21 protein-coding genes, 1 tRNA gene and 1 rRNA gene are annotated in these 21,228 nt (G+C 73.1%); 12 read left to right on the top strand and 11 right to left on the bottom strand.

Features of this window, described 5'->3' with window-relative positions; genetic code table 11:
- The first annotated feature begins 68 nt into the window (after positions 1 to 68).
- The 5 genes from NFX44_RS06625 to NFX44_RS06605 all read left to right on the top strand — a co-directional run bounded on the left by NFX44_RS06625 (position 69) and on the right by NFX44_RS06605 (position 5,514).
- The gene (locus tag NFX44_RS06625; protein WP_262282619.1) at positions 69 to 590 is read left to right on the top strand and encodes a winged helix-turn-helix domain-containing protein; all 522 of its coding nucleotides are present in this window, start codon (positions 69 to 71) and stop codon (positions 588 to 590) included.
- Positions 591 to 643: 53 nt separating this feature from the next.
- Positions 644 to 1,258, top strand: a complete 615-nt coding sequence (locus NFX44_RS06620; protein WP_262282618.1) for a hypothetical protein — start codon at positions 644 to 646, stop codon at positions 1,256 to 1,258.
- Positions 1,259 to 1,341: 83 nt separating this feature from the next.
- On the top strand, positions 1,342 to 1,785 hold the full coding sequence (locus tag NFX44_RS06615) for a hypothetical protein (protein ID WP_315974581.1): 444 nt from the start codon (positions 1,342 to 1,344) through the stop codon (positions 1,783 to 1,785).
- Positions 1,786 to 1,838: 53 nt separating this feature from the next.
- A complete protein-coding gene (locus tag NFX44_RS06610; RefSeq protein ID WP_262282616.1) occupies positions 1,839 to 3,953 on the top strand; it encodes an NACHT domain-containing NTPase in 2,115 nt (704 codons plus the stop codon).
- A 163-nt stretch (positions 3,954 to 4,116) separates the two neighbouring features.
- Positions 4,117 to 5,514 (top strand): PKD domain-containing protein, encoded by a 1,398-nt coding sequence (locus NFX44_RS06605; RefSeq protein WP_262282615.1) that lies wholly within the window; start codon positions 4,117 to 4,119, stop codon positions 5,512 to 5,514.
- Between the two features lie 58 nt (positions 5,515 to 5,572).
- Here NFX44_RS06605 and NFX44_RS06600 read toward each other — a convergent pair.
- Positions 5,573 to 5,659: transfer RNA gene (locus NFX44_RS06600), tRNA-Ser, on the bottom strand.
- Positions 5,660 to 5,734: 75 nt separating this feature from the next.
- On the opposite strand from NFX44_RS06600, the gene deoD reads away from it, so the two are divergent.
- The 3 genes from deoD (at position 5,735) to NFX44_RS06585 (ending at position 7,643) form a co-directional block, all read left to right on the top strand.
- Positions 5,735 to 6,442, top strand: a complete 708-nt coding sequence (gene deoD, locus NFX44_RS06595) for a purine-nucleoside phosphorylase (protein WP_262282614.1) — start codon at positions 5,735 to 5,737, stop codon at positions 6,440 to 6,442.
- Between the two features lie 113 nt (positions 6,443 to 6,555).
- On the top strand, positions 6,556 to 7,194 hold the full coding sequence (locus tag NFX44_RS06590) for a TetR/AcrR family transcriptional regulator (RefSeq protein ID WP_262282613.1): 639 nt from the start codon (positions 6,556 to 6,558) through the stop codon (positions 7,192 to 7,194).
- Positions 7,191 to 7,643, top strand: coding sequence for a thioesterase family protein (locus NFX44_RS06585; protein ID WP_262282612.1), 453 nt, complete (start codon positions 7,191 to 7,193; stop codon positions 7,641 to 7,643). The genes NFX44_RS06590 and NFX44_RS06585 overlap by 4 nt, the downstream gene beginning before the upstream one ends.
- Positions 7,644 to 7,653: 10 nt before the next feature.
- On the opposite strand, the gene NFX44_RS06580 is transcribed toward NFX44_RS06585, so the two are convergent.
- From NFX44_RS06580 to NFX44_RS06565, 4 genes are all read right to left on the bottom strand, one after another.
- On the bottom strand, positions 7,654 to 8,103 hold the full coding sequence (locus NFX44_RS06580) for a nucleoside deaminase (protein WP_262283156.1): 450 nt from the start codon (positions 8,101 to 8,103) through the stop codon (positions 7,654 to 7,656).
- Positions 8,104 to 8,281: 178 nt separating this feature from the next.
- Entirely contained in the window at positions 8,282 to 8,809 is a 528-nt protein-coding gene (locus NFX44_RS06575) for a tRNA adenosine deaminase-associated protein (protein WP_262282611.1), read from the bottom strand.
- Positions 8,810 to 8,928: 119 nt separating this feature from the next.
- The gene (locus NFX44_RS06570; protein WP_167364313.1) at positions 8,929 to 9,102 is read right to left on the bottom strand and encodes a hypothetical protein; all 174 of its coding nucleotides are present in this window, start codon (positions 9,100 to 9,102) and stop codon (positions 8,929 to 8,931) included.
- Between the two features lie 72 nt (positions 9,103 to 9,174).
- On the bottom strand, positions 9,175 to 9,549 hold the full coding sequence (locus tag NFX44_RS06565; RefSeq protein ID WP_262283155.1) for a hypothetical protein: 375 nt from the start codon (positions 9,547 to 9,549) through the stop codon (positions 9,175 to 9,177).
- Between the two features lie 132 nt (positions 9,550 to 9,681).
- On the opposite strand from NFX44_RS06565, the gene NFX44_RS06560 reads away from it, so the two are divergent.
- Entirely contained in the window at positions 9,682 to 10,443 is a 762-nt protein-coding gene (locus tag NFX44_RS06560; protein ID WP_262282610.1) for a M23 family metallopeptidase, read from the top strand.
- 68 nt (positions 10,444 to 10,511) lie between these two features.
- Complete coding sequence (locus tag NFX44_RS06555; RefSeq protein ID WP_262282609.1) at positions 10,512 to 11,582, top strand: PHP domain-containing protein; 1,071 nt, start codon at positions 10,512 to 10,514, stop codon at positions 11,580 to 11,582.
- A gap of 66 nt (positions 11,583 to 11,648) precedes the next feature.
- On the opposite strand, the gene NFX44_RS06550 is transcribed toward NFX44_RS06555, so the two are convergent.
- Positions 11,649 to 12,620 carry a DMT family transporter gene (locus tag NFX44_RS06550; protein WP_262282608.1) on the bottom strand — a complete coding sequence of 324 codons (972 nt, stop codon included), beginning with the start codon at positions 12,618 to 12,620 and terminating at the stop codon, positions 11,649 to 11,651.
- Positions 12,621 to 12,774: 154 nt separating this feature from the next.
- Here NFX44_RS06550 and NFX44_RS06545 point away from each other — a divergent pair, with 154 nt between their 5' ends.
- On the top strand, positions 12,775 to 14,445 hold the full coding sequence (locus NFX44_RS06545) for a DUF885 domain-containing protein (RefSeq protein WP_262282607.1): 1,671 nt from the start codon (positions 12,775 to 12,777) through the stop codon (positions 14,443 to 14,445).
- 69 nt (positions 14,446 to 14,514) lie between these two features.
- Here NFX44_RS06545 and NFX44_RS06540 read toward each other — a convergent pair whose 3' ends face one another.
- The 3 genes from NFX44_RS06540 to nudC form a co-directional block, all read right to left on the bottom strand.
- Positions 14,515 to 16,098: a DUF6114 domain-containing protein gene (locus NFX44_RS06540; protein ID WP_262282606.1), complete on the bottom strand. Its 1,584-nt coding sequence runs from the start codon at positions 16,096 to 16,098 to the stop codon at positions 14,515 to 14,517.
- 80 nt (positions 16,099 to 16,178) lie between these two features.
- Positions 16,179 to 16,769, bottom strand: coding sequence for a DUF6230 family protein (locus NFX44_RS06535; RefSeq protein ID WP_262283154.1), 591 nt, complete (start codon positions 16,767 to 16,769; stop codon positions 16,179 to 16,181).
- A gap of 412 nt (positions 16,770 to 17,181) precedes the next feature.
- Positions 17,182 to 18,105 (bottom strand): NAD(+) diphosphatase, encoded by a 924-nt coding sequence (gene nudC, locus NFX44_RS06530; RefSeq protein WP_262282605.1) that lies wholly within the window; start codon positions 18,103 to 18,105, stop codon positions 17,182 to 17,184.
- Between the two features lie 193 nt (positions 18,106 to 18,298).
- On the opposite strand from nudC, the gene NFX44_RS06525 reads away from it, so the two are divergent.
- On the top strand, positions 18,299 to 20,113 hold the full coding sequence (locus NFX44_RS06525; protein WP_262282604.1) for a VanW family protein: 1,815 nt from the start codon (positions 18,299 to 18,301) through the stop codon (positions 20,111 to 20,113).
- 75 nt (positions 20,114 to 20,188) lie between these two features.
- On the opposite strand, the gene NFX44_RS06520 is transcribed toward NFX44_RS06525, so the two are convergent.
- The gene (locus NFX44_RS06520; protein ID WP_262282603.1) at positions 20,189 to 20,815 is read right to left on the bottom strand and encodes an NADPH-dependent F420 reductase; all 627 of its coding nucleotides are present in this window, start codon (positions 20,813 to 20,815) and stop codon (positions 20,189 to 20,191) included.
- Positions 20,816 to 21,065: 250 nt separating this feature from the next.
- Positions 21,066 to 21,182, bottom strand: a 5S ribosomal RNA gene (gene rrf, locus NFX44_RS06515).
- Positions 21,183 to 21,228 lie beyond the last annotated feature (46 nt).

The following is a 21,228-nucleotide window of genomic DNA, read 5'->3' as shown; positions in this document are numbered from 1 at the left end:
TCCACACCCCACCCCCAAGTCAATGCTTGGGGGTGGGTGCGCCGGGCCGGTGCGGTTCAATGGCGGCCGTGAGCACCGCCGATCCGCGCCTGCGCGCGCTGGCCCATCCGGTACGACTGCGCATGCTCTCGCTGCTGTGGAGCGCGCCGCTCTCCGCCGCCGCACTGGCCCGGGAGCTGTCCATCTCCCACGCCCTGGCCAGCCAGCACCTGCGCCGGCTGGACGCCGCCGGCCTCGTCGAACTGGCCGACGTGCGCGCCCGGCGGGGCGGCCGGGAACGCCGCTACCGCGCGGTGCGCGGCCCCTGGCTCACCGAGCAGCAGGAGGGGCAGCCGCTGCTCGCCGAGTCGCTCGCCCGCAACCTGCTCGACCGGGTGGCCGGCCGCGCCCCGGGAACGTCCGGCGTCACCACCGACGCCGAGCTGTGGGTGTCCCCCGACGCCTGGGCGGCCGCGCGCCGGCGGCTGCACGCGATCATGACCGAGCTGCACGACGCCGCCCAGCCGCCGCACGCCCCCGGTACGGTCCGGGTGGGCGCCACCCTCATGGCCTTCGAGATGACCGACCCGACACCGGCCGGCGAGGACTGACCGGCCGTCGTACACATGTTCCATCCACAGCCTGTGGACACCGAGGGGATCGGATGAGTTACCAGCTCAGCGCGGTGGTCGCCGACGTCGAGCTGCTGCGCGAGCAGACCGCCGAGCTGGATCACGCGGTGCTCGCCGCGCTCCGCCAGGACTTCGCGCTGCTGCCGGTCACCCCGCAACTGGTCGAGGAGCTGACCGGCGGGCTGCCCGACTTCGCCACCGGGGAACCGTCGGCGGAACACCCGTTCCAGCTCGTCCTGTCACCAACGCTTGTCGAACTGCTGGCCCGCTGGTCCAGGCGGGGGCCGGTGGCCTACCTCGAGGCGGAGTTCGCCGGCGGCCTGGGGCACCAGGCCGCGGCGGTCTGGCTGGGTGGCGAGCCGGCCTGGGGGCCGTGCTTCGACGACCGGCTCGACCGGCCGCGCGCCGACTGGCCGATCAACGCGGCGCTCGCCCGGCTGGGGGCCGAGCCGGGGCCGTGGATCGACCCGTTCGCCGAACTGGGCCTGCACCTGGAGCGGGACACGGCCGGCTGGCTGGCGCACGGCCGCCGTGGGCTCTCCGCGGACTACTGGGACGAGCTGGCGGAGGAGTGGGAACTGCGCCAATCCGACCAGCACCAGCAACTCAATCGCCCCGGTCCCGTTGGGGACTGGGGGATTGCATGAAACTACGACAATTCGGCTTCATCGCCGTACTGCTGACGGCCGCCTCGATCGCCGGCAGCGGCGTCCGTCCACAGGGGCCGGAGATGGCGGCCCGGCCGGTCGGGGCCGCCGAGGTGGTCAGCCTCCACGGGCTGGCCAACGCCGAGTTCGGCGCCACCGAGGAGGACCTGACCCGGCGCGGCGTGCTGCGCACCGAGGAGGACGCGTGCGGGCCGACACTGGCCGGGCACGGCTCGGTCAGCCCGATCTTCGTCGACGACCGGCTCGTCCTGCTCTGGCTCGACGACCCGATGAGCACCCCGGAGGGGATCACCGTCGGCACGCCGGTCGACGCGGTGCACGCCGCGTACCCGCGGGTGGTCCGGCTCGACGCTCCACAGGAGATGCACCGGTTCGACGGGCTGCTCGCCCGCAGCGGCGACCGCGCGTACCTCTTCCTGCACGACGGCACCACGGTCCGGAAGATCATCGCCGGGTACGCGGACTGGGCCCGCCGCCTCTTCGACGAGGGCTACGGCCCCTGCTGACCCGCCCGCCCGGGGGGTTGTGCGGCCGACCGGTGGGACGGTAGAGACGACGCATGCGTCGGGTGGTCATGGTCGGCCTGTCGGTGATCGTCGTGGCCCTGCTCGGCGTGGCCACGAACGTCGCCACCGGGGCGCTGCCCGCACGCTGGACCCCGTACCTCTGGCTGGCCTGGCCGCTGGTGCTGCTGCTGGTGGCGGTCCTCGTGGCCATCGAGGTGCAGCGCGGCCGGGAGCCGCGGCGGACCGGGACCGCCGGCGCGGCGCGGGCCCGGAAGGTGCTGCTGGAGCGGGTCCGCCGCTACTGGGTGACAAGCGTCCTGGACCGGTCCCTGTACGAGGAGGCCCGGATCGAGCTGGGCATCGCGGCGACCGCCGCCGACCGCCGGCACCCGTGGAGCCTGCGGGCCAGCCACCGGGACGGCTTCACCGGCGCGCTGGACGACCGGACCTCCATGTCGGCCCTGTTCGACCAGCTCGACCAGGCGGTGGTCATCGTCGGCGCACCCGGCGCCGGCAAGACGACCACCCTGCTGGAACTCGCCCGGGACCTGCTCGACCGCGCCGACCACGACCCGGACGCCCCGATCCCCGCCGTCTTCAACCTCGCCTCCTGGGCCACCCTCCGCTGGCCCCTCGACCGGTGGCTCGTCGAGCAGCTCACCGAGCGGTACGGCATCCCGGTCGAGCAGGCGACCGCGTGGGTGGCGGCCGGGCAGATCCTGCCGTTGCTGGACGGCCTCGACGAGGTCGGTGAGCAGCACCGCGACGAGTGCGCGGAGGCGATCGCCGCGTTCCACCAGCGGCAGCCGCTCACCCCGATCGCCGTCTGCTGCCGCCAGGCGGAGTACGCACGACTCCGGTCGGAGCTGCCCCTCTACGGCACGGTCGCCATCCAGCCCCTGGACCGGTCCCAGATCGAGCGGTACGTCGACCGGCCGGGGCTGGGCGGGCTGCGGGCGGGCCTGGACGCCGACCCCGAGCTGTGGCAGCTCGCCGACTCGCCGCTGATGCTCAGCATCATGGCCCTGGCGTACGCGGAACCGAGCGACGCCGGAGCCACCGCGGCCCACACCGGCTCCGGGCGCGAACGGCTCTTCACCCGGTACGTCGACACGATGCTGCGGCGCCGGCCGCATCCCCGGTACCGCCCCGAGCGGACCGCCGGCCACCTCGCCACTTTCGCCCGGGTGCTGCGCCTGCGCGACCAGACGGTCTTCGTGCTGGACATGCTCGACGAGTCCTGGTCAAGCCGGCGTCCGGCCGCGCCGTGGACCTCGACGGCGCTCGCCCGGCTGCTCAGCTGCGCCGCGCTCGCCGCGCTGTTCGGCACGGCGGGCTGGGCGCTGGGCTCGGTGACCGGCCTGGTGGTCGCCGGCGGCATGCTGGCGCTGGCCGTGCTCATGCACGTGGTCAACTACGACGGCCTGTTCGAGCTGACCTCGACCATCGGCGACCGCGACCACCGGCCACCGGAGAGCTGGGTGGAGGCGGTCTGGACCAAAAGCGTCGCCGAGCTGGAACGGCTCATCCAGGTCTCGGCGCTCGCCGCCGGAGCGGCCGTCGGCGTGCTCACCGGCTGGCTCGCCCCCGGCGGGCCGAGCTGGACCGCCGGCCTCGGTTACGGCGGCGGGTTCTTCCTCGCCACGGTGGTCGCCCTGATCGCCCTCGACAGCACCCAGGTGCGGCTCCACTTCCGGCGGCTGCCGCCCCGCACGGACCGCCGCGAGCTGCCCAGCCCGCTGCTGCGGCAACGGCTGACCGCCATGGCGGCCGATCTCGTCTCGCTCGGCGTGATCGTCGGCGTGCTCGGCTTCGTGCCGGTCGCGCTGGTCCGGGGCGCGGCCGAGGCGCTCCGCTTCGCGGTGCTGCTCGGTGGCGGCACCGCGCTCCTGCTGTTCACCGTGGTCGCGTTCGCCCCGATGATCGAGCAGGTCCTGGTCCGGCGCCGGCTCGCCCGGGAGGGCCTGGTGCCCTACCCGCTGCTGCCGTTCCTCGACCACGCGGTGCAGTGCCTGTTCCTGCGCCAGGTCGGTGACGGCTACATCTTCGTGCACCGGGAACTGCTCGACCACTTCGCCGAGCGTGCGGCGGCCGACCTGCCGCTGCCACGGATCCGCGCCGACGCACCGGCCCGGCGGGAGGAACACGACACAAGCGGAACCGCCTGACCTCGTGACCCCGCTCCTTAACCAAAACCCATCATTCTCTTAGCGAAGCCGCTCGATGCGGCGCCTTACCGTCAACCGGTCATATCCACAAGGGATACGGGGCCCGGGAGGACATCCAGTGGTCAGACGCCATGCCGCACGACTAGCCGTCGCCTTCGGAGGAGTGATCGCTCTGCTCGCCGCGGGGCAGACCGCGGCCTTCGCCGCGCCGACGAACGACGACTACTCCGCCGCCATCGCGGTGGAGACCCTTCCGTTCACCACCACGATCGACACCAGCGGAGCCACGACGGGCCCGACCGACCCGACCACCTGCGCCAACAAGGGGTCGGTCTGGTTCACCGTCACGCCCGAGCGGGACGGCCGCCTGCAGGCCGACACGATCGGCAGCGACTACGACACCGTGCTCTCCGCCTTCACCGGCGAGCCGGGGGCCTTCACCCACCTGGCGTGCAACGACGACCACCAGGGCCAGCAGTCGAGGGTCGCCTTCCCGGTCACCGCCGGGACCACCTACCGCCTCATGGTCGCTGTCTGCTGCGGCAACGGTGGGGCCGGCGGCGGTTCGCTGCAGCTCTCGGTCAGCTACGTCCCGCCGCCGCCGAACGACGACTTCGCCGACGCGATCGCGGTCACCGGGCTGCCCTACTCGAACACCCAGCCCTACGAGGCGGCCACCCGCGAGGCGGGCGAGCCGTCGGTCTGCGCCTCCTCGCAGCACACCACCTGGTACTCGTACACGCCGACGACCACCACGTCGGTCGTCGCCCAGACAAACCCGATGTACGCCGGCATCAACGTGTACCTCGGCTCCTCGCTCGGCGGCCTGTCTTACGTCCGGTGCACCGGCCTCTACGACTACCGCTCGCTGACCTTCGTGGCGGAAGCCGGCCGGACGTACCTGTTCCAGGTCAGTGGGGACGGCATCGCCTCGCACGCCTTCCAACTGGTGGAGGCACCCGATCCTGTCGCCGGCTTCGCCTACTCCCGGAGCGACCCCAATTCGTTCGACCTCACCGCGTTCTCCCAGACCGCCCACGATCCGGCCGGCGCGGGTATCGAGTCCTTCGCCTGGGACTTCGGCGACGGCGCGACCTCGACGGAGGCGAACCCGGGCCACCGCTTCCCCCGGGACGGCGACTACCCGGTCCGGCTGACGGTGGAGACGCCGGACGGGCGCAGCGACTCGATCACCCGGGTGGTCGAGGTGCGTACCCATGACGTGGCGATCGTGCGGGTGAAGGTGCCGACGAGCGCCCGGGTGGGGCAGACCGTCACGGTCGAGGTCCACGTCCAGAACACCCGGTACGAGGAGAACGTCCAGGTGGACCTCTACAAGAGCGTCGCGGGGGACTACGCCCATCTCGGGGCGGTGACACAGCTGGTGCCGGTCCGGGAGGCGGGCAGGTCCACCCGCTTCGCGTTCACCTACACGGTGACGGCCGACGACCTGGCGCTCGGGAAGCTCACCTTCCGGGCGGCCGCGGACCTGAGCCCGAACCGGGACGCGATCCCGGCGGACAACGAGCTGCTCTCCACTCCGGTCAAGATCATTCGATGACAAGCGGAACGCCCGGCCGATCCATCAGGATCGACCGGGCGTTCGCGCATCTCACGAGCGGTGGCGGCGGGATTTGAACCCGCGGAGGGCGTAAACCCTCACACGCTTTCGAGGCGTGCTCCTTAGGCCACTCGGACACGCCACCGCCGAGTAGGGTACAGGACCCCGGGTCTGGACACCGAACCGGTATCCCCGCGCCCGGCCTGGCAGGATCCTTGCCATGAGTACGCACATCGGCGCTGAGCCGGGAGAGATCGCCGAGCGGGTCCTGATGCCGGGTGACCCGCTGCGGGCCAAGTGGATCGCGGAGACCTACCTCGAGGACGCCCGCTGCTACACGACGGTTCGCGGCATGCTGGGCTTCACCGGCCGCTGGAACGGCGTCGAGGTCTCCGTCCAGGGCTCCGGCATGGGCATGCCCTCCGCCTCCATCTACGCCCACGAGCTGATCAACGAGTACGGCGTGAAGACGCTGATCCGGGTCGGCTCCTGCGGCGCCCTGACCGAGGACCTCCAGCTGCGGGACGTGGTGGCGGCGATCGGCTCGTCCACCGACTCGAACATGAACCGGATGCGGTTCGACGGGTTGATCGACTACGCGCCGGTGGCCGATTTCGGGCTGCTGCGTACCGCCGTCGAGGTGGCCGAGCGGCGCGGCATCACCATGCGGGTGGGCCCGATCCTGGCCGCGGACGCCTTCTACACCGACCGGCCGGACCTCTACGACACCCTGGCCGACTACGGCGTGCTCGCGGTGGAGATGGAGTCGGCGGCGCTCTACACCATCGCGGCCCGGTTCAAGGCCCGCGCGCTGACCGTCCTGACCGTCAGCGACCACATCAAGACCGGCGAGAAGACCACGTCGCAGGAGCGCGAGCAGACGTTCGGCCAGATGGTCGAGATCGCTCTCGACACCGCCGTCGCCTGACCCGACCGGACCCGAGACCGCCCCGTCACCGTTGAAGTGGCGGGGCGGTCCGCGTTACCGGGGTCACACGAATAAATACGACCGGTCGTTCTTATTTCGGTTACGCTGCCGGCATGACCTCCGACGGCCGCGTCGCCCGCGGCGACCGCACCCGCACCGCGGTGCTGGACACCGCCGTGTCGCTGGCCACCGAGGTCGGCCTGGACGGGCTCTCCCTCGCCCAGCTCGCCGACCGGCTCGGGGTCAGCAAGTCCGGCCTCTTCGCGCACTGGCGCTCCAAGGAGGCGCTGCAACTCGCCACCGTCGACCGCGCCGTGACGCAGTGGGAGGAGCGGATCGTCGGCCCCGCCCTGCGCGCTCCCCGGGGCGTCCGGCGGCTGCGCGCGCTGCACGAGGCACGCATCGAGTTCTACGCCGCCCGGGTCCTCCCCGGTTGCTGCTTCTTCGCCAACACCGAGTTCGAGTACAACGCCCGTCCCGGCCCGGTCCGGGACCGGCTCGCCGAGGCGTTCGGCCGGTGGAGCGCGTTCCTCGAACGCCTCGTCCGGGAGGCCGTCGAGCTCGGCGAACTCCCCGCCGACCTGGACGTGCCGCTGCTGGCGTACGAGATCGACGCGCTGGGGATCAGCGCGGCCATGCGGTCCCGGCTGCTCGATCCGGACATCACCTACCGGCACGCCCGCCAGGGCCTACTGAACCGGCTGCGGGCGCTCTGCCCCGACCCGACCCTGCTACCGGAAGGCCCGTCATGAGTCAGACCACCGTCGAGTTCGGGCACGTCGAGCACGTCCCGGTGCACTTCGACGACCTCGACGCCATGGGCATCCTGCACAACGCCCGCTACGCGGTGCTGCTGGAGCGCGCCCTGACGCCGTACTGGGCCGAGCGCGGCGTCGCCTTCCGCGGCGACGTGCACGCCGCCCCCGACGTGTTCCACGCCGTCCGGGAGTTCACCATCGCCTACCGCGCCCCGGTCACCGGGGTCGGCCCGGTGGCGGTGCACTTCTGGCTGGAGCACTTCGGCACCAGCAGCGCCCGCTACGCCTTCGAGTTCCGCTCGGTGGACGGCAGCGTCCTGCACGCCGACGGCACCCGGTCGATCGTCCGGCTGGACCCCGCCACCCTGCGCCCGACCGCCTGGACCGAGGCGGCCCGGGCGGTGGCCGCGACCCTGCTCCGCCCCGCGCCCGCGCCGGTCTGACCGGGAACGGTCAGCGGAAGAAGGCGCGCAGCAGGGCCGCGCTCTCCGCCTCCCGCACCCCGCCGTACACCTCGGGGCGGTGGGTGAGGCGGCGGTCGCGCAGCACGTCCCAGAGCGAGCCGACGGCGCCCGTCTTCGGCTCCCACGCCCCGAACACCACCGTGGAGATGCGGGCCAGGGCGATGGCGCCCGCGCACATCGTGCACGGCTCCAGGGACACGACCAGGGTGCAGCCCTCCAGCCGCCAGCGGCCCAGCCGCTCGGCGGCCCGGCGCAGCGCCAGCACCTCGGCGTGCGCCGTCGGGTCGCCGGTCAGCTCCCGCTCGTTGCGGCCGATCGCCAGCTCGGCGCCGTCCGGGCCGTAGACCACGGCGCCGACCGGGACGTCCTCGACCGCGTCGGCGCCGTCACCGGGGACGCTGTCCGGGCCGGTCACCGCGACCTCCAGGGCCCGGCGCATCCACAGCTCGTGCCGCTGCCGGCGACCCACGCCGTCCGGCTCGGCCAGGCCCTCGTCCGCGCCCGGACCGACGCGTGCCGGCCGGCCCGGGGTGGGCTGCCCGGGGCGTACGGTCTCCAGCGCCGGGTCGGTCGCGTCGGCCGGCTCCGCCCCGCCGGTCCACTCCGGGCCGGGTGGCTCAGACCTCACGAAGCTCCTCGACCTCGTCGCCGCAGCCGAGCACCTGGCAGATCTCGGCCGTCACGTCGGCCGGCATCATTCCCTCGTGGCCGCAGAGGGCGAGCAGCTTCGGCGCGGGGATGCCCAGGTCGGCGAGGAGGTCCGCGTCGCCCACCGGGTCGGCCTCCGGGTCCACGGCCGGCTGCTCGATCTCCTCGTCACCACCGGCGGCCGGGCGTGGCTCGTCGGCGTCCTCCAGGCCGGTGACCGAGGTCTTCAGGTCCCCGACCAGCAGCGCGCCCAGCCGGGACTCCTCCGCGTACGCCGAGTCGGAGCCGAAGACCCGCAGGTCCTCCCCCTCGTCCAGGCGCAGGATCACCAGATACGTGTCGTCGGCCTCGACGAACAGCAGGGAGAGGTCGGCGTCCGGCTCGACGTCGCGCAGGCGGTCGGCCACCTCCTCGATGTCGGTGACCCCCCGCAGGTTCACCTCGTCGGCGGTCCAGGCGCCCTCGACGCGCGCCACGGCAGCAGCGAAGTACGACACGGTCCCCCCAAATTGGCCTCGGCAGCACGCCGACTCGTCACGCGATGCACGTTAACCGGTCGGGTCGGCAGGCGACCGGTCAACGCCCCGAAGGGCCGGTCGAACCTGGAGAAAGTCGGTCAGCCGGCGATGCGCCGGCGGGTCGCGATGAGCTCGCGCAGCCGCTCGGAGCGGGCCCGCTGCTGCGGCCGTTCGCGCTGCCGCACCGTGCGGGCACCGGCCAGCTCGGCGAGGAGTTGCAGGCGGCGGCGGCTCCGTTCGGGGTCGAGCCGCGGCGGGGTGATCCAGGCCATACCGCGAGGGTGGACCGTCACCGCGCGTACGTCAAGATGGTCTTCGCTACGCAGCGGAACCGGCACGGACCGTCACCAGAGCGGCCAGTCGCCGCTCTGCGCCCAGCGCACCGCGACGACCGCGGCGGCGATGCTCCAGCCGCCCGCCGTGACGATCGCGACCCCGGTGGCCACCCCCCGATCGCCGAAGCGGACCAGCACGGCGGCGGCCAGCCAGGCCAGCCCGCCGGCGAGGAGCGTCCACCAGGCGTAGCCGGGTACGTCCCGCCCGAGCAGGCCGAACAGCAGCAGCCAGACGAACGCGGTCACCGCGCCGGCCGCGACGCCGGCGCCGGTCACCGGGTACGGCTCGCGGTAGCTCGGGCGCATCGGCGCACCGGACGGGAAGAGTCCCGACGGCGTACGCGGCAGCGGGCGCGCCCGGCCCGCGCCGGGCTCCCCGGCCACGCCGTGCCAGCCGTTCGTCACCGCTGCCTCCTTCACGGATCGTAGAGGTGTCGAGGTCACGCAGAGCGACGGCTCCGGGTCGGACCCGTCTCAGCGTTCGTCCCTACGGTAGTGGTCTGCCAGGATGACCGGATGCGCTCGTCATCGATCGGTCGCCGCACGCGTCCGGCGTACCCGGTCCTGCTGCTCGTGGCGGCGCTGGCAGCGGGGTGCGCCCCGGGCGGCGGGCCCACCGCGGCGCCGGGCAACTCGTGGCAGAGCCCGAGCGCGCCGGCCACCGGGGCGCAGGCCGCCCCGCCGACCGGCCCGGCCACGTCGGCCGCCCCGCCCACGCCGTCCCCGTCGCCGAGCCGCACCGGGTCGCGGCATGTCTTCCCGGTTCGCGCCAGCAACGTCGACTACCACCCCACCCACTCCGCGTACCCGGGGACGGACATCTTCGCCGACTGCGGCGAGCCGGTGGTGGCGGTCACCGACGGCGTGATCCTGGAGGTGAGCCGGGTGGACCGCTTCAGCCGGCGCGGGCCGCTCGGCCCGAACAATGGCGGGCTGTCGGTGTCGCTGCTCGGTGACGACGGGGTCCGCTACTACGGGTCGCACCTGAGCGCGATCGCCGCCGGCGTCGACGCCGGCGTCCGCGTCCGGGCCGGTCAGCAGCTCGGGAAGGTCGGCCACACCGGCAACGCCAACAACGTCTGCCACCTGCACTTCGGGCTCTCCCCGAAGTGCACCGGCCACGACGACTGGTGGATCCGGCGGGGCGTCGTCTGGCCGGCGAAGTACCTCGACTCGTGGCGCAAGCGGGGCAACCGCGCGCCGGCCGCCGAGGTGACCGCCTGGCAGCGCCGGCACGGCTGCCCGAAGGCGCCGAGCGGCTCCGCCGCGGCCGGCTGACGTCGTCCACTCCCGACACCCCGGGCGACGCCGCGCGGCGGGCGGCCCGGGCGCGTAGTTTGCAGGGCATGACTGCCCGGGACCCCATCGCCGACCTGCGGCGGATCGCGTTCCTGCTGGAGCGGGCGAACGAGGCCACCTACCGGGTCCGGGCGTTCCGGTCGGCGGCCAACGCGCTCGGCGCCCTGCCCGCCGGCGAGGTGGCCGAGCGGGCACGCACCGGCAAGCTCACCGAGCTGTCCGGGGTCGGTGACGTCACGGCCCGCTGCGTGGCCGAGTCACTGGCCGGCGAGGAGCCCGTCTACCTGCGCCGGCTGCTCGCCACCGAGGGCACCGACCTGGACGAGGCCGCGGCGAAGCTGCGGGACGCGCTGCGCGGCGACTGCCACACCCACTCGGACTGGTCCGACGGCGGGTCACCCATCGAGGAGATGGCCCTGGCCGCGGTCGAGCTGGGGCACGAGTACGTGGTGCTCACCGACCACTCGCCCCGGCTCAAGGTGGCCCGTGGGCTGACGGCGGACCGGCTGCGCAAGCAGCTCGACCACGTGGCCGCGGTGAACGAGGCGCTGCCGAAGGGCTTCCGGATCCTCACCGGCATCGAGGTGGACATCCTGGCCGACGGCTCGCTGGACCAGGAGGACGAGCTGCTGGCCCGCCTCGACGTGGTGGTCGGCTCGGTGCACAGCGGCCTCAACGACGACCGGGCGAAGATGACCCGCCGGATGCTGGCCGCGATCGCCAACCCGCACCTGGACATCCTCGGTCACTGCACCGGGCGGATGGTCTCCTCCCGGCCGGCGGGGGTGACCGGCCCGGGCGACCGGGGGCACCGGGCGCGCACCCGCAAGGAGAGCGACTTCGACGCGGAGGCCGTCTTCGCCGCCTGCGCGGAGCACGACGTGGCCGTCGAGATCAACTCCCGGCCGGAGCGGCAGGACCCGCCGAAGCGGCTGATCCGCCGCGCCCTGGAGGCGGGCTGCCGGTTCGCCATCAACACCGACGCGCACGCCCCCGGCCAGTTGGACTGGCAGCGTTTCGGCTGCGAACGCGCCGCGCTCTGCGGGGTGCCGGCGGACCGGGTGGTCAACACCTGGAAGGCCGACCGCCTGGTGAAGTGGACGGCCGGCCGCCGCTGAACGAGGTCGCCACCGCGCGGTGGTGGCGTCCGGGAGCCCCGGACCGCCGCCGCGCCGATCCGGCGGTCAGCGGCCCGCCGGCACCGCCGGCCGGGTGTCCGTGGCGAGGGCCGGCGCGGGCCGGCGCCGGCCCAGCATGCCCTGCGCGACGGCCACGCCGAGCAGCACGACCAGGGCGCCCACCGGCTGGTGCCAGTTCATCCGCTCACCGAGCACCACCGCGCCGACCAGTACCGCGAACACCGGGATCAGGTACGTGACGGTGGACGCCGTGCTCGCTCCCGCGACCCGGATGTTGCGCAGGTTGATCACGAAGGCCAGCCCGGTGCCGAGCGCGCCGAGCGCCAGCACGGAGGCCACCACCTTCGCGGAGAGCCCGGTGGGCACCGGCGGCGCGCCCGCCACGAGGGGCGCGACCAGCGCGAGCTGCGCGGTCGCCACCAGCAGCTGCGCCGCCGACAGCGACAACCCGGAGTACGCGCTGCCCGCGATGAACTTCTTCTGGTAGGGGATCGCCACGCCGTAGCAGGCGGCCGCCCCGAGGCACATGAGCTGGCCGGTGAAGTGCGACCCGCCCACGCCCTCCCAGACGCCGAGCACCACGAGCACACCGGCGAAGCCCAGCCCCAGCCCGACCGCGCGGCGCACGGTCAGCCGCTCGGTGCGGAACACCAGCACCGCCAGCGGCAGCACGATCAGCGGCGTGGTGGCGTTCCAGATGCCGGCGAGCATCGACTCGACGCGCTGCTCACCGAAGCCGAACAGGGTGAACGGCAGCGCCACGCCGAAGGCGGCCACCACCACGAGGTGCGCCCAGACCCGGGGCTCGCGGGGCAGCCGGTCACGCAGCACGGCCAGCACCACCAGCAGCGTCGCCGCGCCGGTGGCCACGCGGTAGAGGGTGAGGTGCAGCGGGTGCAGCTCGGCCACCCCCACCTTGATGAAGAGGAAGCTGGAACCCCAGATCACGCCGAGTGCGATGAATCCGGGCAGCCAGCTGCGCACCGACGCCCGGTCAGGAGTGATATCCACTGTCACCCCTGACACTCTGCCGGAGGGGTACGACGAAGTCCCGCGATATTCGGACGCCGTGTCGACCGCCACAGCGGCTCAACGGCCCTGGATCCACTCGGGGCGGAACACGGCAAAACACCGTCGACACCGGGGCGGCCCGGTCACGTAGGGTCGCCTGGTGGGACGAATCGATGACCTCGCCAACCGCTACGTGGCCGACTGGGCTCCGCTGAGCCCGACCGGAGCCACCTACGTCGGCATCGCCGGCTACGACGACCAGCTCGACGACCTCTCCCCGGAGGGCTACGAGGCCCGCGCCGACCTGACCCGGCGCACGCTGGCCGACCTCGACGTGACCGAGCCGGACACCGAGGCGGAGCGCACCGCCAAGGAGGCGATGCAGGAGCGCCTCGGCCTGGAGCTCGCCCGCCACGAGGCCGGCGAGACCGGCAGCGAGGTCAACGTGATCGCCAGCGGGCTGCACGACCTGCGGATGGTCTTCGACCTCATGCCGACCGAGGGCGACGACGCCAAGGCGAACGTGGCCGCCCGGCTCAACCGCTTCGCCGGCGCGCTGGAGGGCTACAAGCGCACGCTGCGCGAGGCCGCGGCGGCCGGCCAGGTCAGCTCGCAGGTGCAGCTCGTCGAGGTCGCCAAGCAGTGCGACATCTGGGTCGACCCGAACGGCGACAACTTCTTCCACGGCCTCGCCGAGCGGCTCGGCGCCGAGGGCGCGCTCGGCACGGAGCTGCGCAAGGGCGCGGCCGCCGCGACGGCCGCCACGGCCGAGTTCGGGCAGTTCCTCCGCACCGAGTTGGCCCCGCGGGGCCGGCAGAAGCAGGCCGCCGGCCGGGACCGCTACGAGCTGGCCTCGCAGTACTTCCTCGGCGCCCGGGTCGACCTCGACGAGACGTACGCCTGGGGTTTCGCCGAGCTGGCCCGCCTGGAGAGTGAGATGCGCGCCGTTGCCGCGCGCATCGTGGGTCCCGGCGCCACCGTCGACGACGCCGTACGTGCGCTGGACGCGGACCCGGCCCGGACCATCCAGGGCAAGGAGGCGTTCCGGGACTGGATGCAGGCGCTCGCCGACAAGGCGATCAGCGAGCTGCACGGCACCCACTTCGACATCCCGGAGCAGGTCCGCCGGATCGAGTGCTGCCTCGCCCCCACCAGCGACGGCGCCATCTACTACACCGGCCCGAGCGAGGACTTCTCCCGCCCGGGGCGGATGTGGTGGGCGGTGCCGCAGGGCATCACCGACTTCTCCACCTGGCGCGAGGTGACCACGGTCTACCACGAGGGCGTGCCGGGCCACCACCTCCAGGTCGCCCAGACCGCCGTCCGGGCCGACCTGCTCAACCGCTGGCAGCGGCTGCTCTGCTGGGTCTCCGGGCACGGTGAGGGTTGGGCGCTCTACTCCGAGCGGCTGATGGACGAGCTGGGCTACCTGGAGGACCCGGGCGACAAGCTCGGCATGCTCGACGGGCAGGCGTTCCGGGCCGCCCGGGTGATCGTCGACATCGGCATGCACCTGGAGCTGGAGATCCCGGCCGACAACCCGTTCGGCTTCCACCCGGGCGAGCGCTGGACGCCGGAGCTGGGCTGGGAGTTCATGCGGGCGCACTGCCGGGTGCCGGACGAGAACCTGCGCTTCGAGCTGAACCGCTACCTGGGCTGGCCGGGGCAGGCGCCCTCGTACAAGGTGGGCGAGCGGATCTGGCTCCAGGCCCGGGAGGACGCGAAGGCCCGCAAGGGCGCCGACTTCGACCTCAAGGAGTTCCACCGCCAGGCGCTCGACCTGGGCTCGCTGGGGCTCGACCCGCTGCGCCGGGCGCTGGCCCGGCTCTGAGCGACGACGACGGCCGGGAGTCGGAGGGGTTCCTCCGGCTCCCGGCCGTTTCGCTTGGGGCCGTCCGGCTCAGGCCAGGTCGAGCTTGAGCACCGGCCGGGCGGTGAGCGACCTGGAGTTCTCGTAGGCCAGGTCGATCACCGGGTCGGTGAAGCTGATCGGGATCGGCGAGGTGACGGGAAGGCCGTCGGGGAACGGCAGGTCGGGGGTGAGCGTGATCTTGATGCCGAGCAGCCGCCCGACGAAGCGGGTGGCGTAGAAGGCGACGTCGCCCTCGACGGTGAGCCGGTCCGTGACGTACCGCTGCTTCTTGCCGGCCGGGCCGGTCGCCAGGAGGGTGAAGTCCTCCGTCACGGCCTTGTCCATCGTGAACTTCAGGCACTTGAGCGTGCCGTCCCGGGTGGGCAGCTCGACGATCCCCTCGAACCGCAGGCCGGTCATGGTCACCTTGGAGCCGGTGAGCTTGGACGGCGGGTCCGCGACCATGGGCTGGTCCGGGTCCGCGGCCAGCTTCGGCAGCGGCTTGCCCTCCTCGACCGGCTTCGGTTTGGTGGGCGCCGGGCTGTCGCAGTCGGCGTCCGGCTTCGCCGGGGAGGACGGCTTCGTCGTGGCGCTGCCGCTCGGCTTCGGCGTGGCGGTGCCGGTCGCGGTGGCCGCCGGGGCGGCGGCCGCTGCCGGGGCGGTCGAGGTGCTCGGGCTGGGCGACGGCTCGGGGTCGTCGCCCCCGGTGAACAGGTCGGTGATGCCGTCGACGATGTTGGTCAGCAGGTTGCCGTCCGAGTCCTTCTGCTCCTCGGCCGGCGCGGTGCTCGGGCTGGCCGAGGCGGACGCCGACGCCGAGGCCGACGCCGACGCGCTCGGGCGCGGGGCCGGTGCGGTGGCCGTCGGGCAGGCGGCCGGTGCCGCGACTGCCGGTTCCTGACCGCGGATCGCGAGCAGGCCGGCCGCCGAGACGGTGGCGACGACGAACAGGATCGCGTACGCCCTGGGGTCCCGGTGCCCGCCGCCGGACGGCGTGTCCGGTCCGACGGCCGGCAGTACCTGGGTGCTGTCGGTGGCGCCGGGCGGGTCCGCCGGAGCGGCCTCGCGCAGCGGGTTACGCGGCTCGGGCAGGGTGTCGGTCAGGACCCCGGTCGTCTCGTCCTCGCGCTGCCGGGGCAGCAGCTCGTCGACGAGGGCCGGCTCCGGCTCCCCGCTCGCCTCGTCCTCCTCCTCCACCGGCTCCACCGGCTCGGCGGGCTCGGCGGGCTCGGCGGCCGGCTGCTTCTGCGGCACCCAGGCGAAGCCGAGGGCGCTACCGACCATGCCGAGCAGCAGGCCGATGAAGAAACCGCCGAGGTTCACGCCGATCATCGAGTAGAGCGCGGTGACCGCGGCGACCACCGCGTAGAACATGCGCTGCTGCGGGCTGAACCAGAGCAGCATGCCGCAGGTGAAGAGGATGACCGGGATCAGCCAGGACAGGAAGCCGGTGGGCCCCATCTGGAAGGTGAGTCCGTGGAGGCTCATCTGCGTGGTGCCGAAGATCTCGAGGCCGGCCAGCGCGGTGAAGAGCCCGCCCCAGAACGGCCGCGTCCGCCGCCACCGGCGGAAGTTACGCCACGCCTGGCCGACCCGACCGGGCTCGGCCTGCTGCGTCTCGGCGGTTGTCACGTACTCCTCCTGGCGGTGCTGACGGCGTGAGACAAGAACGAGGCCCGCGGAGGGCGCCCTCCGCGGGCCTCGACATCAGATCAGAAGCATTCCTTGGCGTCCGCGCCCACGTTGACCTTCAGCTTCAGGCCGTTGAGGGTGAAGACGCCGGCGCTGGTGGACCGCGCCACCTGCTCCAGGTCGGTGATGGTCACCTTGTCCGCGCTCTGGCCGAAGGACTTGGGCAGGACGGGCTGCGCCGGGTTCATGTCGCCCGCGTCGCGGCCGATCTTGATCTTCTCGAACGTGGCGTCGCCCTCGAGCGAGTCCATGTCGATCAGCAGGTCGGTGGCGGTCGCCGGCTTGCCGCCACCACCGGCGTTGATGGTCAGCACGATCGGGATGCCCGGAAGGCTGGCGTTGACCGACTGGCAGAGGTCGTAGAGCTTGGCGTCGGCGATCTCGGAGACGGCCACCGGGTGCTGGGTGCCGTCGCTCTCCTTCACCAGGCCGCCGTACTGCTTGAAGCCGTTGCCCTCCAGCTTCGAGGCGCCGACCTTGAAGGTCGAGCCCGAGACCGCGAACGAGGCCGCGATGGCGCCGTTCGCCATGCCCAGCACGATGCCGCCGGCCACGACGGTGGCGGGCACCATCACGGCGGCGAAACGACGCCAGCGGGTGCCACCACTCATCTGGCGGTTCTCCGATTCACTCACAAGGTCCTCCTCGACGGGGGTGCGTCACCGGCGCAGGACGCGACGCGGGACGGGGAAAGCTGCGGGGCGGCGCGGGTCCGTTGTGCCGACGGACTGCGCGGTACGCGGATTGGATGCTCTCGCGAAGCGACAGACCTCACAAGTCCCTTGCTACTGGCGGGTAACACAGTCGTGGTATCAAGATCTCTCACGGTTACCAACGGTTAACATCCCGACAGCAAGCGGCTCGGGGCAAAACGGCTCTATTACGACAGGAAGACAGAGACGTTTCACCTGTGGTAGCCGTCACGGGCATACGTCACAGTTCGGTAACGGGCCGCTGACAGACCGCTGAGGGTGATGTCCCGTTCACCCGTCCGGCCGGCCCGGCTGGCCGGATGGCGGGCCGTCAGCTCCGGCCGTCCAACCAGGATCCGAGCAGATGATGGTCGATCGAGTCGATCCGACCCAGCGGGCGCCCCGCCGCCACCCGCTCCCGCAGCTCCGCCCGCGTGAACCAGCGGGCATCCACCAGCTCATCGCCGTCCACCCGCACCTCCGTGGAGGCGGCCGTCGCGCGGAAGCCCACCATCAGCCCGGCCGGGAACGGCCAGGCCTGCGAACCCTGGTACGCCACATCGACCACTGCCACGCCCGCCTCCTCGGCCAGCTCCCGGCGGACCGCGTCCTCCAGGCTCTCGCCGACCTCCACGAAGCCCGCCAGGGTCGACCAGGAGTCCTCCGCCGCACCGCGGTGCCGGGCCAGCAGGCAGCGCTCCGGCTCACCGGGCGCCTCGACCAGCACGATGACCGCCGGTTCGATCCGGGGGAAGTGCAGCCGGCCGCAACCGGGGCCGGTGCAGGACCGGGTGTGCCCGCCGTGGCCCGCCACCGTGGCCGCCCCGCAGCCGCCGCAGAACCGCTGACCCCGGTGCCAGTGCAGCAACCCCTTGGCGTACGCCTGAACGGCCGCCTCGGCCGGCCCGAGCCCGCCCACCAGCGCCCGCACGTCCACCGCCTCGGCCGCACCGGCCAGCTCGCACGCCTCGGCCTCGCCCAGGCCGGACAGGTCCACGGCGAACACCGCCCGGCCGGCGTCCAGCCCGAGGAAGACCGTCTCGCCGGCGGCGGCGCCCAGCCCGGCCGCCCCGGCCGCGGAACGGCGCACCGGCACCCGGTCGGCCGAGACCAGGCACCGGTCCCGCCACAGCGGCAGCAACTCGGTCTCCGGGTCGCTCAGGCGGGCGGCGACCCACCCCGGGTCGGCGCGGAGCGCCCCCGCCCGGTCCAGCCAGCCACCGCCGTACGCCTGGGTCCGCTCATCCGTCCGCACCCGGCCACCGTCCCACGATCCGGACCGGCGCGGAGGCCCGCCGGGGGTGACGACGGCGACACCGGGGTACGGCGGGCGCGGTGGCCCCGACGACCCCCGGGGCGGAGACTCCCGGCCGGCTCGGGCGTTGGTTACCGTAGGTGTCTCCCGCGGGGGAAGCGGTCCCCGCGTGGTACTTCCGATCGAGGTTGCTGTGACGCTGTACGGCGAAAAAGTGCCTTCCGCCGACGACCGGCCCACCGTGAAGGTGACCGCGGTGAGCTGGCCGGACGTCGAGCCGGAACCGGTCGCCGCACCCGCCGCGGGCGGGCCCGGGAAGTCGGGGCGGTCCCGGCGGCGGATGCTGCTCGCCGGCGGGATCGTCGCCGCCGTGCTGGCCGCCGGCACCGGTCTCGGCACCTACGCGTACGCCGGCGACGTGCCCCGGGGCACCACGGTCCTCGGCACCGAGCTGGGCGGTCGGAGCCGGGCCGAGGCGGCCCGGGCGCTCCACGCCGAGCTGGCCCGCCGGGACGCGACGCTCAACGCCCCGATCGCCGTCACCGTCGGAGAGAAGAAGGCCGAGCTGAAGCCGGCCGACGTGGGGCTCGCCATCGACGTGGACGCCACCGTGGCGGCGGCCGCCGCCGCCGAGGCGCACCCGGTGAGCCGCCTCGTCGGCTCCCGCACGGTCGAGCCGGTGGTGACCGTCGACACCGCCCGCCTGGAGGCCGCGCTCCGCACGGCCATGGGCGACCAGGGCCGCGAGATGACGATGCCCGCCATCATCTTCACCGGCACCACCCCCAAGCCGGTCTACCCGAAGCCGGCGCTGACCGTCGACGCGGCCGGCGCGGCCCGCGTCGTGACCGCCGGCTGGCTGGCCGGGGATCCGGTGACCGTGCCGCTGGTGGAGAAGTGGCCGGCCACCACCCGGGAGGAGGTCGACCGGTTCCTCGCCGAGCTGGCCCGTCCGGCCGTCGCCGCGCCCGTCACGCTGTCCACCGACGGCGGCAAGGTCACCATCCCGCCCACCGCCATCGCCCGGGGGCTGCGCTTCGCCGCCGACGACACGGGCAAGCTCACCGCTCGCGTCGACGTGAAGCGGCTGCGGGCCGCGCTCGGCGACGGGCTGGCGAAGCTGGAGGTCGCGCCCAGGGACGCGGGGCTGACCATCAGCGGCGGCAAGCCGAAGGTGGTGCCCGGCCGGGCCGGCCGGCAGGTCGACGCGGCAGCGCTCGGCCGGGACCTGCTCGCCGTGCTGCCCAAGGCGGACGGCCGCACGGTGACCGCGGCGCTGAAGCCGGCCGAGCCCGAGCTGACCGAGGCCAAGCTCGCCGAGCTGGGCATCAAGGAGCGGGTCTCCACCTTCACCACCCGGTTCCCCGGTGGCCTCTCCTCGCCGCGCAGCCAGAACATCGTCCAGGCCGCAAAGGACGTGGACGGCACCATCGTGCGGCCGGGGGAGACCTTCTCGCTCAACGGCCACACCGGCGAGCGCGGCTACGACCAGGGCTACAAGGACGCGCCGACGATCGTCGGCGGCAAGCTCGTGCCGGGTGTGGGTGGCGGTGTCTCGCAGTTCACCACGACGCTCTTCAACGCCAGCTACTACGCCGGGCTGGAGGACGTCGAGCACAAGCCGCACTCGTTCTACTTCAGCCGCTACCCCGCGGTCATCGAGTCGACCATCTACTGGCCCCAGCTGGACTTCAAGTTCCGCAACAACACCCCGTACGGCGTCCTGATCGACACCTCCTACACGGCCAGCACGATCACCGTGTCGATGTGGAGCACCAAGATCTACGACAGCGTCAAGACGGAGTACGGGTCCCGTCGCAACATCACCCAGCCCAGGACGGTCTACCTGGATCCGGGCCCGGACTGCATCTCCGCCGCCGGCAGCGTGGGCTTCGCCCAGGACGCCTACCGGGTGATCAAGAAGGACGGCAAGGTCGTGAAGCGGGAGAAGTTCAGCTGGCGCTACGACCCCGAGCCGCGTTTCATCTGCGCCAAGCCGCCCGCCTGACGCACGCCTGACGCACGCACGGCAAAGCCCCGCTGGCCACATCGCCGGCGGGGCTTTCCCCTGTCGTACGCCCGCTCAGGGCCGCGCCGCGGCCAACCCCTGCCGTACGCCGTCCGCGTCGCGGTCGGTGCCGTAGACCGGGGTGCCGGGCTGCTGCCGCCAGCTCTCGTCGAGCGTGCCGGCGTCCACCGGGTCGAAGCCCAGCTCGTCCACGAGTTCCATGACCAGCCGCTTGGCGTCGGCGTCGTCCGCGGCCACCGGCAGCCCGATGCGGTCCTGCGTGCCCGCCGGCTGCCCGCGGTCCATCAGGTACGCGGCCTGGATGTTGTTGAAGACCTTCACCACCCGGGCGCCCTTGAGATGGTCGGCGGTCCAGCGGCTGGAGCTGAGGCTGCGGTCGAGCAGCTCGGGGATGTCGCCGTCCCGCTCGGGGTAGTAGTTGTCCGCGTCGACGACGAGCTTGCCGTCGAAGAGCGCCGCCGGCAGCTCCGGCACGGCCCGGAGCGGGATGGCGATGACGACCAGCTCGGCGCCCTGGACGGCCTCCTCCAGGGTGCCGGCCGTGGCACCGGTCTCCGCGGCGAGGTCGGCCAGGCTCTGCGGCCCGCGCGAGTTCGCCACCGTGACGTCGTGGCCCAGCGTCCGCAGCCGCCGGGTGAGGGTGCCTCCGATGTGCCCCGACCCGATGATTCCGATCTTCATGACCACTCCTGCCTCCGCCAGCGCCTGGCGGTCAGTTCCGGCCGAACCATCAGCAGGTACCCCCACCGGTCCGCCCCGATCACGGAACGGCGGGTACACCACGTCACGTTTTCCGCCCGCCTGCCGGGGCAGGCGCGGGCGGTTCCCGCACCGACGGTACGAGACGCGGCGGCGTGCCCGGGGCGATTCACGGAAGCGCGCCACAAACGCAGTCAGGGCCACCCCGAAGGGTGGCCCTGACTGGAAGATTGTCCGGCGGTGTCCTACTCTCCCACACCCTCCCGAGTGCAGTACCATCGGCGCTGGAGGGCTTAGCTTCCGGGTTCGGAATGTGACCGGGCGTTTCCCCTCCGCCATGACCGCCGTAACTCTATGAACATGTCAAAACAACCGTGGTTGTTCGCTCGTTCAGA

It is taken from the genome of Micromonospora sp. MA102 (genome assembly GCF_025460765.1).
GTDB classification, from domain to species: domain Bacteria; phylum Actinomycetota; class Actinomycetes; order Mycobacteriales; family Micromonosporaceae; genus Micromonospora; species Micromonospora halotolerans.
The sequence above is the reverse complement of the archived record's forward strand: the minus strand, read 5'-3'. Positions and strand labels throughout refer to the sequence as shown.

What these genes read in the sequence shown, in the direction of transcription:
- NFX44_RS06620 (WP_262282618.1), top strand. Translation starts at nt 644, where the DNA reads ATGAGTTACCAGCTCAGCGCGGTGGTCGCCGACGTCGAGCTGCTGCGC.
- NFX44_RS06615 (WP_315974581.1), top strand. Translation starts at nt 1,342, where the DNA reads ATGGCGGCCCGGCCGGTCGGGGCCGCCGAGGTGGTCAGCCTCCACGGG.
- NFX44_RS06610 (WP_262282616.1), top strand. Translation starts at nt 1,839, where the DNA reads ATGCGTCGGGTGGTCATGGTCGGCCTGTCGGTGATCGTCGTGGCCCTG.
- deoD (WP_262282614.1), top strand. Translation starts at nt 5,735, where the DNA reads ATGAGTACGCACATCGGCGCTGAGCCGGGAGAGATCGCCGAGCGGGTC.
- NFX44_RS06590 (WP_262282613.1), top strand. Translation starts at nt 6,556, where the DNA reads ATGACCTCCGACGGCCGCGTCGCCCGCGGCGACCGCACCCGCACCGCG.
- NFX44_RS06585 (WP_262282612.1), top strand. Translation starts at nt 7,191, where the DNA reads ATGAGTCAGACCACCGTCGAGTTCGGGCACGTCGAGCACGTCCCGGTG.
- NFX44_RS06580 (WP_262283156.1), bottom strand. Translation starts at nt 8,103, where the DNA reads ATGCGCCGGGCCCTGGAGGTCGCGGTGACCGGCCCGGACAGCGTCCCC.
- NFX44_RS06570 (WP_167364313.1), bottom strand. Translation starts at nt 9,102, where the DNA reads ATGGCCTGGATCACCCCGCCGCGGCTCGACCCCGAACGGAGCCGCCGC.
- NFX44_RS06560 (WP_262282610.1), top strand. Translation starts at nt 9,682, where the DNA reads ATGCGCTCGTCATCGATCGGTCGCCGCACGCGTCCGGCGTACCCGGTC.
- NFX44_RS06555 (WP_262282609.1), top strand. Translation starts at nt 10,512, where the DNA reads ATGACTGCCCGGGACCCCATCGCCGACCTGCGGCGGATCGCGTTCCTG.
- NFX44_RS06535 (WP_262283154.1), bottom strand. Translation starts at nt 16,769, where the DNA reads ATGAGTGGTGGCACCCGCTGGCGTCGTTTCGCCGCCGTGATGGTGCCC.
- NFX44_RS06520 (WP_262282603.1), bottom strand. Translation starts at nt 20,815, where the DNA reads ATGAAGATCGGAATCATCGGGTCGGGGCACATCGGAGGCACCCTCACC.